The organism is Nocardioides sp. CPCC 206348 (assembly GCF_048654705.1).
GTDB lineage: Bacteria > Actinomycetota > Actinomycetes > Propionibacteriales > Nocardioidaceae > Nocardioides.
In genome coordinates this window covers 47,988-58,065 of record NZ_JBMCZA010000183.1, presented here as the reverse complement: position 1 = coordinate 58,065, position 10,078 = coordinate 47,988, and the positions used below count along the sequence as shown (strand labels likewise).

Annotated in this window: 14 protein-coding genes; 9 read left to right on the top strand and 5 right to left on the bottom strand. The window is 70.4% G+C overall.

What is annotated here, in order from left to right; all coding sequences use genetic code 11:
- The coding region (locus ACOADB_RS15065; RefSeq protein WP_378600144.1) for an MFS transporter at positions 1-603 on the bottom strand (603 nt) is incomplete at its 3' end.
- 32 nt (positions 604-635) lie between these two features.
- On the opposite strand from ACOADB_RS15065, the gene ACOADB_RS15060 reads away from it, so the two are divergent.
- The 3 genes from ACOADB_RS15060 to ACOADB_RS15050 all read left to right on the top strand — a co-directional run bounded on the left by ACOADB_RS15060 (position 636) and on the right by ACOADB_RS15050 (position 2,962).
- Positions 636-1,748: a ferrochelatase gene (locus ACOADB_RS15060; RefSeq protein ID WP_378600142.1), complete on the top strand. Its 1,113-nt coding sequence runs from the start codon at positions 636-638 to the stop codon at positions 1,746-1,748.
- Entirely contained in the window at positions 1,745-2,536 is a 792-nt protein-coding gene (locus tag ACOADB_RS15055; RefSeq protein WP_378600139.1) for an inositol monophosphatase family protein, read from the top strand. The genes ACOADB_RS15060 and ACOADB_RS15055 overlap by 4 nt, the downstream gene beginning before the upstream one ends.
- Positions 2,537-2,671: 135 nt before the next feature.
- Positions 2,672-2,962 carry a DUF4193 domain-containing protein gene (locus tag ACOADB_RS15050; protein WP_378600136.1) on the top strand — a complete coding sequence of 97 codons (291 nt, stop codon included), beginning with the start codon at positions 2,672-2,674 and terminating at the stop codon, positions 2,960-2,962.
- Positions 2,963-3,007: 45 nt separating this feature from the next.
- Here the strand turns inward: ACOADB_RS15050 and ACOADB_RS15045 are convergent, their stop codons facing one another.
- Positions 3,008-3,322, bottom strand: coding sequence for a DUF4235 domain-containing protein (locus tag ACOADB_RS15045; RefSeq protein WP_378600134.1), 315 nt, complete (start codon positions 3,320-3,322; stop codon positions 3,008-3,010).
- Positions 3,323-3,332: 10 nt separating this feature from the next.
- Complete coding sequence (locus ACOADB_RS15040) at positions 3,333-3,803, bottom strand: DUF3093 domain-containing protein (RefSeq protein ID WP_378600131.1); 471 nt, start codon at positions 3,801-3,803, stop codon at positions 3,333-3,335.
- A 51-nt stretch (positions 3,804-3,854) separates the two neighbouring features.
- On the opposite strand from ACOADB_RS15040, the gene dut reads away from it, so the two are divergent.
- Genes dut through ACOADB_RS15020 form a run of 4 tightly spaced genes read left to right on the top strand, consistent with a single transcriptional unit; the run spans position 3,855 to position 6,117 of the window.
- Positions 3,855-4,316, top strand: a complete 462-nt coding sequence (gene dut / locus ACOADB_RS15035; RefSeq protein ID WP_378600128.1) for a dUTP diphosphatase — start codon at positions 3,855-3,857, stop codon at positions 4,314-4,316.
- A gap of 54 nt (positions 4,317-4,370) precedes the next feature.
- Positions 4,371-5,015, top strand: a complete 645-nt coding sequence (locus ACOADB_RS15030; protein WP_378600126.1) for a DUF3710 domain-containing protein — start codon at positions 4,371-4,373, stop codon at positions 5,013-5,015.
- Between the two features lie 11 nt (positions 5,016-5,026).
- The gene (locus ACOADB_RS15025) at positions 5,027-5,389 is read left to right on the top strand and encodes an OB-fold nucleic acid binding domain-containing protein (RefSeq protein WP_378600123.1); all 363 of its coding nucleotides are present in this window, start codon (positions 5,027-5,029) and stop codon (positions 5,387-5,389) included.
- Positions 5,386-6,117 carry a DUF3159 domain-containing protein gene (locus tag ACOADB_RS15020; protein ID WP_378600121.1) on the top strand — a complete coding sequence of 244 codons (732 nt, stop codon included), beginning with the start codon at positions 5,386-5,388 and terminating at the stop codon, positions 6,115-6,117. The genes ACOADB_RS15025 and ACOADB_RS15020 overlap by 4 nt, the downstream gene beginning before the upstream one ends.
- Before the next feature lie 41 nt (positions 6,118-6,158).
- On the opposite strand, the gene ACOADB_RS15015 is transcribed toward ACOADB_RS15020, so the two are convergent.
- Both ACOADB_RS15015 and ACOADB_RS15010 read right to left on the bottom strand, forming a co-directional pair.
- A complete protein-coding gene (locus ACOADB_RS15015) occupies positions 6,159-6,833 on the bottom strand; it encodes a potassium channel family protein (RefSeq protein WP_378600118.1) in 675 nt (224 codons plus the stop codon).
- Between the two features lie 13 nt (positions 6,834-6,846).
- Positions 6,847-7,512 (bottom strand): potassium channel family protein, encoded by a 666-nt coding sequence (locus ACOADB_RS15010; RefSeq protein ID WP_056710475.1) that lies wholly within the window; start codon positions 7,510-7,512, stop codon positions 6,847-6,849.
- 44 nt (positions 7,513-7,556) lie between these two features.
- Between ACOADB_RS15010 and ACOADB_RS15005 the strand changes: the two genes are divergently transcribed.
- Positions 7,557-9,605 carry an APC family permease gene (locus tag ACOADB_RS15005; protein ID WP_378600115.1) on the top strand — a complete coding sequence of 683 codons (2,049 nt, stop codon included), beginning with the start codon at positions 7,557-7,559 and terminating at the stop codon, positions 9,603-9,605.
- Positions 9,602-10,078 (top strand): TRAM domain-containing protein (locus ACOADB_RS15000; protein WP_378600113.1); only part of this gene is annotated, 477 nt, incomplete at its 3' end. The genes ACOADB_RS15005 and ACOADB_RS15000, both read left to right, overlap by 4 nt.

Genomic DNA, 10,078 nt, shown 5'->3' with positions numbered 1-10,078 from the left:
CGGCGGGTGCGCGGGCGGCTCGGTGCCCCGCTGCGCGGAGAACGCGTACGTCCCGAGCACACCGGTGACCAGTGCGGCGCCGAGGCCGGCGAGGGGGTGCACCCCGGTCGCCAGCATCGTGACGGCGATCGGACCCACGAGGAACACCGTCTCGTCGGCCACCGCCTCGAAGGAGAACGCGGTGTGCAGCCGGGCGGGCTGGTCCGCGAGGGTGTGGGACCAGCGGGCCCGGACGCAGGTGCCGACCGACGGGAGGGCGGCGCCGGCGATGGCGGCGCAGGCGTAGGTGGTCCAGACCGGCCAGTCCCAGCGCAGCGAGCCCATCGCCAGGACCAGGCCCACGCCCCACACGGTGATGACCGCGGGCAGGACCCGGCTCTGTCCGACCCGGTCGAGCAGGCGGCCCTGCGGGATCGCGAACAGGGCGTTGGCGATCAGCGCCACGGCGGAGACCGAGCCGGCGAAGCCGTAGGACCCGGTCTCGTGCTCGGCGAGCAGGACGATGCCGAGACCGACCATGGAGATCGGCAGTCGGGCGATCAGGCCGGTGAGGCTGAACAGCGCCGTGGAGGGCGTGAAGATCTGACGGTAGGACTCGAGCATCGCCCCTTCATCCTGCTCCCTACGATGGGGGCGTGCCGAATCCGGAGACCGATGTCCAGCGCACGACCGATCCGTACGACGCACTGCTGCTGGTGTCGTTCGGAGGGCCGGAGCGGCCCGAGGACGTCGTACCGTTCCTCGAGAACGTCACCCGGGGGCGGGGCATCCCGCGCGAGCGGCTCGAAGTGGTCGGCCAGCACTACTTCGGCTTCGGCGGGAAGTCGCCGATCAACGACCAGAACAAGGCGCTGATCGCGGCGATCGAGGCCGACCTCGCCGAGCAGGGGATCGACCTGCCGGTCTACTGGGGCAACCGCAACTGGGCGCCCTACCTCGGCGACACGGTCGCGCAGATGGCGACCGACGGGGTGCAGCGAGCGCTCTGCCTGGTCACCTCCGCCTACTCGTCGTGGTCCAGCTGCCGGCAGTACCGCGACAACATCGCGGACGCGATCGACGCAGTGCCGGACGGTCTCACGGCGCCGCGGCTGGACAAGGTGCGGGCCTACTACAACCACCCGGGCTTCGTGCAGGCGACGGTCGACGGTGTCCTGGCATCCCTGGCCGACCTGCCCGAGGACGCCCGCGACGACGCCCTGCTGCTCTTCGTGACCCACTCGATCCCGCTCACCATGAACGACAACAGTGGTCCGGGAGGACAGGGCGCCTACACGGCCCAGCACCTCGACGTCGCTGCGGTCGTGGCGCAGATGGTGGCCGAGAGCACCGGGGTCGAGCACGCCCACGAGCTGGTCTACTGCTCGCGCTCGGGCTCCCCGCACACGCCGTGGCTGGAGCCCGACGTCAACGACCGGCTGGAGGAGCTGGCCGGCGGAGCCGACACCCCGCCTGCCGTCGTGCTCATCCCCGTGGGCTTCGTCTCCGACCACATGGAAGTCGTCTACGACCTCGACACCGAGGCCCTGGCCACTGCGGAGAAGCTCGGCATCACTGCCCGGCGCTCCCCGTCGGCCGGCACCCACCCCGCGTTCGTGGGGGCGTTGCGTGACCTGGTCCTCGAACGAGCCGCCGCCGAACGCGGCGACGACGTCGCCCGCGCCGTCGTCGGCACGCGGGGACCGGTGGCTGACCACTGCCCCGTGGACTGCTGCCTCGCCGCTCCGGCGCCGGCCAGGCGGCCGTGACCTCCCCCGAGGAGCTCCTCGCCCTCGCCCTGACGGTCGGCCACCAGGCCGCCGCCCTGGTGCGGGACCACGCGAGCCGCAAGGTCGAGGTCGCCGCGACCAAGACGAGCGACATCGACGTGGTCACCGCCGCCGACCGGGCCACCGAGGAGCTGATCCGCCGGCTCATCCACCACGCCCGCCCCGATGACGCCTTCCTCGGCGAGGAGGGCGACGACGTCGCGGGCACCTCCGGCGTGCGGTGGATCGTCGACCCGATCGACGGCACCGTGAACTTCCTCTACGGCATCCCCGAGTACGCCGTCTCGATCGCCGCCGAGGTCGATGGGGAGGTCGTCGCGGGCGTCGTCATCGACGTCGCCAAGGAAGTGGTCTACACCGGCCACGTCGGGGGAGTCGCGGCGCGCAACGGGGTACCGGTCGTCGTACTACCTCCGGCGTTGCTGGCGCACCGGCTGATCGCCACCGGCTTCAACTACACCCGCCCGGTGCGCGAGGTCCAGGCCGCTGCAGCGGCCCGCCTGCTGCCCGAGGTACGTGACATCCGACGCACCGGTTCCTGTGCGCTGGACCTGTGCCGGGTGGCCGAGGGAGCCCTCGACGGGTACGTCGAGGAGGGCGTCCACGCCTGGGACCACGCCGCCGGTGGCCTGATCGCCCGGCTCGCCGGAGCAGAGACCCTGGTGACCGTCGGAGCGGCCGGAACAGAGGCCATGGTGTGTGGCCCTCGTCACGGGTTCGACGAGTTGCTGGCGGCCGTACGATCGGCGGGGTTCCTACGGGAATAGTCAGCAGCAATTGGCTGTTCTGGCGACTCGCATCCACCCGGGTATCGCAAACCGATCCCGATGGTGCACAATCTGCCGCGCTGCTCCGCACGACCAGTGCGGAAGCCGGCCTGTTGAGGGGAGAGGGGATCCGTCATGGCGACTGACTACGACGCACCACGCAAGAACGAGGACGAACAGTCCGAAGAGAGCATCGAGGAGCTCAAGGCTCGCCGCCACGACAAGAACTCCGGCAAGGTCGACGAGGACGAGACCGAGGCCGCCGAATCGTTCGAGCTTCCCGGTGCTGACCTGTCGCACGAAGAGCTCGCTGTCGAGGTCAAGCCGAAGCAGGATGACGAGTTCACCTGCATGAACTGCTTCCTCGTGCACCACCGCAGCCAGCTGGCTGACCCGAAGAAAATGATCTGCCGCGACTGCGCGTGACGCCTGACCGGACGGGGCCGTTGCGCCCCGTCCGCAGAGGCCTGTTCAGGCCTTGACGCCGGCGTCCTTGACGTCGGCATCTTTCTGGAGCGGCTTGGGCAGGTGGCCGGTCGACTTGACGTAGTAGCCGGCGGCGCGGCGCTGGGCGAGCATCTTCGCCAGGGCGACGAACGTCCCGCTCGCAGCGGCCCAGGCCACGGCCTCCCAGACGTTGACGTCGGGGTCGGCGGGGTTGACCGGCGGGTTCTTGCCGGTCGCGGCCTTCCAGCCGGTGTCGAGGCCCTTCTTCGCCACGGCCGCCGCACCGAGTGCGGAGACGAGCGAGAACGTCGACCAGATCTTCGAGCTGTCCTTTGACATGCAGCCGAGCCTACTGGCCCTGGCGGGCCAGTGAGTTGAGGGCACCGGCAAGGGCCTGCGGGTGGCGCGAGCTCACCAGCCAGTACGGCGCCGGGTCGGCCGGGTCGGTGATCTCCACCTTGACCGAGCGCTTGAGGTACGGACGGAGGAGCAGGTAGGCCCGGGCATCCGCGTCCCGACCGGACACCCGGCGGGTCTCGTCGGCATCCAGCGGCTCGGCGGCGCCGATGTACGTGGCCTCGATCCGGGCCCGGCCGGCGCGGAACGAGCCGTCGCCCACGACGAGCCGCGCGTCGCCGTACCAGAACAGGCAGACGGCGAGCAGGCCCAGCGCGACGCCGGTGATGATCCAGGGAGCGGGGCCGGGAACGGCCACGACCACGGTCAGCCACAAGGTGGCGACCAGCATCGTGCCCTGCGCCCACCAGCGCAGCGGCACGCGCAGCCGCTCGTGGTACGCCGTCCGGGCAGTCTCGCTCACGCCGAGGATGATCCCACCCGCGTGCGCGCCGCCGATCGTTAGGGTCTCCCCGTGCCCCACGACGACACCGACCTCGTGATCGCGGTCCAGCAGCTGGACCCCGACCTGCCCCTGCTCGACTACGCCCACCCGGGCGACGCCGGTGCCGACCTGTTGTCGGCCGTCGACGTGACCCTGGCGCCGGGGGAGAGGGCGCTGGTGCCGACCGGGATCGCCATCGCGCTGCCCGACGGCTTCGTGGCCCTCGTCCACCCCCGATCCGGGCTGGCCGCGCGCCACGGGCTGTCGATCGTGAACACCCCGGGGACCGTCGACGCCGGGTACCGCGGCGAGATCAAGGTGCTGCTGATCAACCACGACCCGGCCGACACGATCGTCCTCAAGCGCGGGGACCGGATCGCCCAGCTGGTCATCCAGCGGTTCGAGCGAGCGCGATTCCAGGCAGTTGACGCCCTTCCCGACAGTGTTCGTGGGAGCGGAGGCTACGGTTCTACTGGAGGGTTCAGTGCGTGAGACCCGCCGGTCGAACGCACGGTCCATTCCGGTGGACCCGAAGAGGAGGACACAGTGAGGTTGCGGCGCAAGGATGCCGACGCGATCGCCGACGAGGCGACCGCTGACGACTCATCCGTGGAGGCGACGGACGAGAACGAGGCTGCAGGCCCCTACGACGTCGACGAGCTGCCCGAGGACGGGGTGGACCGGCTGGACCTGGGCTCGCTGCTCGTGGCCCCACTGGCCGACCGCGAGGTGCGGGTGCAGGTCGACGAGAAGTCCGGCACGGTGCGGGCCGTGCTGCTCGCCACCGACGCCGGTGCGCTCGAGCTGCGTGCCTTCGCCGCGCCCCGCAACGGTGACCTCTGGAGCGAGATCCGTCCCCAGATCGCTGCCGACACCGCCCGGCGCGGTGGCACGGCCACCGAGCGCGAGGGCCGCTTCGGCACCGAGCTCGTGTGCGAGGTCAAGATGACCCGCGCCGACGGCGCTGCCGGCACCCAGACCTCCCGCGTGATCGGCGTCAACGGCCCGCGGTGGCTGCTGCGGGCGACGCTGCTGGGCGACCCCGCGCGCACGCCCGATGACGCCGCGGACTGGGAGTCCGCGATCGCCCAGGTTGTCGTACGCCGTGGTGCGCACGCCATGCCCGTCGGTGAGCAACTCCCGCTGACGCTGCCCGAGGGTGCGCAGCCGAAGGCTGTCCCCGCGAGCTGAGGACGACTCCCGTGGGCACCAACAAGAGCCGGTTGCGCCGGACGATCAGCAAGTGGGCGAACCCCGAAGAGGCGGACGCCCGCGACCTGCGCAAGACCTACACCGGCGACGGCGTGGTGTGCATCGGCGATGCCCCGGACCGCGAGAAGGTCCTGCTGCGTGGCACGTTGCGGACCGTCACGCTCCGTCCGCGCGGTGGCGTGCCCGCCCTCGAGGCCGAGCTGTACGACGGCACCGGGACGGTGACCGTGATCTGGCTGGGTCGCCGGCGGATCGCTGGGATCGGCCCGGGCCGCGGCATCGAGGTCGCCGGCCGGGTCAGCACCCAGGACGGCGCGCGGATCCTCTACAACCCGCGCTACGAGCTGCTGTGAGCGCCGTACCCGACCACCTCGGGGTGGACACCGTCGAAGCGCTGGTGCGCCGCCAGCTGGCCGCCGCGCTGGGTGGCCGTCGCGGACTGGTCGAGGCCGCCGTGCCCGGCGTGGTCTTCACGGTCCTGTGGCTCACGACCAAGGAGCTCCAGTGGGCGCTGTTCGCGAGCCTCGCGGTCGCCGGCGCAGCGCTGCTGGCCCGGATCGTGCAGCGCAGCAGCCCCCAGTACGTCCTCAACGCCATCTTCGGCATCGGCATCGGCTGGGTCTTCGTCCGCTGGGCGGAGAACTCCGGCGGCTCGGAGTCAGACCAGGCGTTGGCGTTCTTCCTGCCCGGCATCCTGATCAGCCTGGGCTACACCGTCGTGCTCGGCGCGAGCTGCCTGGCGGGCTGGCCGATGCTGGGCTTCATGCTCGGCAGCGTCACCGGTGATGCGACCGCGTGGCACAAGGACAAGCAGATCGTGAAGCTGTGCAGCCGGCTCACCTGGGTGATGCTGCTGCCGGGCGCGTTCGGCGTCCTGCTGCAGGGCCCGGTGTGGCTGCTCGGCCACAACGGTGCGATCGACGCGGACCACGCCGTGGTGGCGATCCTGGTGCTGCGCACCGGTCTGGGCTGGGTGCTCCGGATCGGGTCCTGGTCGGCGATGATCTGGCTGCTGGCGCGCAACGCGACGCCGCTGGAGCAGGCCTCGGAGCCTGCCGCGGACGCCAAGGTCGTCGAGTAGCCGCCGGTGGATGAGGTGCGAGCGCAGCGAGCCTCGAAACCCTACTTCGCCGGGTGGGCCGACGGCGCGAGCATCCGCTCGAGCTCGTCCTCGGCCTCGGCCGGGACCACGAACAGCAGCTCGTCGCCCGCCTCGACCGGCTGCTCGGGAGCCGGCACGTAGACCTGTCCGTCGCGCAGGATGGTGACCAGGGCGCAGTTGTCGGGCAACGGGATCAGGCCTGCGGCCTTGCCGACGTACGGCGAGTCGGCGGGCAGCGTCATCTCGACCAGGTTGGCGTTGCCCTGGCGGAAGGTGAAGAGCCGGACCAGGTCACCGACGGTGACGGCCTCCTCGACGAGCGCGGTGATGATGCGCGGGGTCGACACGTTGACGTCGACGCCCCAGGCCTCGGTGAAGAGCCACTCGTTGTTCGGGTGGTTCACCCGACCGACCGTGCGGGGCACCCCGAACTCGGCCTTCGCGAGGAGCGAGGTGACCAGGTTGGCCTTGTCGTCACCGGTCGCGGCGATGACGACGTCGCACTTGTCGAGGCGCGCCTCCTCCAGCGAGGACAGCTCGCACGAGTCGGCGAGCAGCCACTCCGCATCCGGCACGCGTTCGGGCCGGATGGAGCTGGGCGACTTGTCGATGAGCAGCACCTCGTGACCGTTCTCGATCAGCTCGCGCGCGATCGAACGACCGACGGCACCTGCACCTGCGATGGCGACCCTCATGTGTCTGTTCTCCCTAGCCTTCGTGCTCGGGGCCGCGGCTGAGCACGTCGTAAGCGTGTTGTGCGTTCTCTTCGCGGGTCACCAGGTGGAGCATGTCGCCCTCCTGGATGACGCTCTCGCGGTCCGGGAGCATGCCCTCGCCGAGCCGGTCGATCCACGCGACACGGCAGCGGCCCTGCTCCTGGAGCTGGCCGACGCGCGCGCCGACCCAGACCTCGGTGACCGGGATGTGGTCGACGCGGACGGTGCCCGAGGGGTCACGGAAGTCCGGTTCGGCGCCGGCCGGGAGGATCCGGCGCAGCACCTGGTCGGCCGTCCACTTGACCGTCGCGACCGTCGTGATGCCGAGCCGCTGGTAGACCTCGGCGCGACCGGGGTCGTAGATCCGGGCGACGACCTGCTGGATCCCGAAGGTCTCGCGGGCGACGCGCGCCGCGATGATGTTGGAGTTGTCACCGCTGGACACCGCGGCGAACGCATCGGCGCGGCGGATGCCGGCCTTCTCCAGCACTTCCTGGTCGAACCCGATGCCGGGGATCTTGTCGCCATTGAAGCCGGGCCCGAGGCGTCGGAACGCGTCGGGCTCGGTGTCGATGATCGACACCGTGTGGTTTCTGTCCTCGAGGCTGCGGGCCAATGTCGAGCCGACGCGGCCACATCCCATGATCACGACGTGCACGGTGAGCACGCTATAGCACCGGCCATGCCCTACGGTTGTCGCTCGTGGGTGTCGGAGACGTCTCGAAGCGCATTCTGCTGGGTCGCAAGCTCCGCAGCGCACAGCTGGGGGAGACCCTTCTTCCCAAGCGCATCGCCCTTCCCGTCTTCGCGAGCGACGCGCTCTCCTCGGTGGCCTACGCCCCGGACGAGGTCTTCATCATGCTGGCGATCGCCGGTGCGACGCAGTACGTCTGGTCGTGGAAGATCGCCGTCGCCGTGGCGCTCGTGATGGCTGCGGTCATCGCGTCGTACCGCCAGACCGTGCACGCCTACCCCTCCGGTGGAGGCGACTACGAGGTGGCCACGGTCAACCTCGGTCGCACGGCGGGCATGGTCGTCGGTAGCTCGCTGCTGGTCGACTACGTCCTGACCGTGGCGGTGTCGATCTCCTCGGGAGCGCAGTACGCCGCCGCCGCGATCCCCAGCTTCCAGGAGCACGAGGCCACGGTGGCCACGGTCATGGTCGTGGCGCTGATGGCGATGAACCTGCGCGGCATCCGGGAGTCGGGCGCGTTCTTCGCCGTTCCGACGTACCTGTTCATGTTCGCCATCCTCGGCATGTGCGCCTACGGCTTCGGCGAGATGGCCTTCGGCACGCTTCCGATGGCCGAGAGCGCCGACCTCGACATCATTCCGGTCAAGGGGTGGGAGGAACCGCTCACCACCGTCGGCCTGATGATCCTGCTCGCCCGCGCCTTCTCGTCCGGCTGCGCGGCGCTCACCGGCGTCGAGGCGATCTCCAACGGCGTACCCGCCTTCAAGCGGCCCAAGTCGCAGAACGCAGCCACCACGCTGCTGCTGCTCGGGATGATCGCGATCACGATGATGATCAGCGTCATCGTCCTGGCCAAGCAGATGGGGCTGCGGTACGTCGACCCGCACCCCGAACACCTGGCCCGGCTCACCCGCAATGGCGAGCCGCTCCCGGACAACTACGACCAGCACACCGTCATCGCCCAGATCGCGCGAGCGGTCTTCCACGACTTCAGCCCGGGCTTCTACTTCGTGGTGACGGTCACCGGGGTCATCCTCGTGCTCGCGGCCAACACGGCGTTCAACGGCTTCCCGGTGCTGGGCTCGATCCTGGCCAAGGACGGCTTCGCCCCGCGTGCCTTCGGTGCCCGCGGCGACCGCCTCGCCTACAGCAACGGCATCGTGTTCCTGGCGCTGGCGTCGATCGTCCTGATCGTTGCCTTCGACGCCGAGACCACGAAGCTCATCCAGCTCTACATCGTCGGTGTGTTCGTCTCGTTCAACCTCAGCCAGCTAGGGATGATCCGGCACTGGACGCGGTTGCTCACGACCGAGACCGATCCGGCCGAGCGGCGACGCATGGTCCGGTCGCGGGTCATCAACTCCATCGGCCTGTCCTTCACGGCCGTCGTGCTGGTGGTCGTCCTGCTGACGAAGTTCCTCCAGGGCGCGTGGATCACGATCCTGGCCATGGCGTTCTTCTTCGCCGTGATGAAGGGCATCAAGGGCCACTACGACAAGGTCGCCAACGAGCTCGCGGCCGACGAGGAGGACAGCATCCTGCCCACCCGGGTGCACGCGATCGTCCTCGTCTCCAAGCTGCACAAGCCGACCCTGCGTGCCCTGGCCTTCGCGAAGGCGACCCGGCCGAATGCACTCGAGGGCGTCTACGTCTCGGTCGACCAGAAGGACACCGCGCGGTTGCTGGAGGAGTGGGACGAGCGGAACACCGGCATCCCGCTCAAGGTGCTCCACTCGCCGTACCGCGAAGTGGTCAAGCCGATCGTCGAGTACGCCGCGGCGATCCGCCGCGCGAACCCGCGCGGCGTGGTCGCGGTCTACATCCCCGAGTACGTCGTCGGCCGCTGGTGGGAGCAGTTCCTGCACAACCAGACCGCCCTGCGGCTCAAGGGCCGCCTGCTGTTCAGCCCCGGCGTCATGGTCATCTCGGTGCCCTACCAGCTGCGGTCCTCCGAGATCGCGCTCGAGCGCGAACAGCGCGAGGAGCAGCGGGTCCGTCCCGGCGACCTGCGTCGTGGTCGCGTCAGGGACCGCTCGGACCGACAGACCCGCAAGTGAGCCGGCCGCCGGCACGACGTCCGCGGGCCCGCAAGGCCCGCGGCGCCTCGGCCGTCGGACAGCGCTTCGAGGTCGAGGTCGGCCCTGTCGCGCACGGCGGGCACTGTGTCGCGCGCGTCCAGGTCGACGGCGAGGACCAGACCAGGGTCGTCTTCGTCCGGCACGCCCTGCCGGGCGAGCAGGTGGTCGTCGAGATCACCGAGGGCACCGAGGGCGACCGGTTCTGGCGTGGTGACGCGATCGAGGTGCGCACCCCGTCACCCGACCGGGTCGAGCCTCCCTGCCGGTACGCCGGCCCCGGACTCTGCGGCGGTTGCGACTTCCAGCACGTCGCGCTCGACGCGCAGCGCCGCCTCAAGGGCGACGTCGTGCGCGAGCAGCTGCGTCGCCTGGCTGGTCTCGACGTCGAGCTGACCGTCGAGGCCGTGCCCGGGGACACCGACGGGCTCGGCTGGCGCACCCGGCAGCGCTAC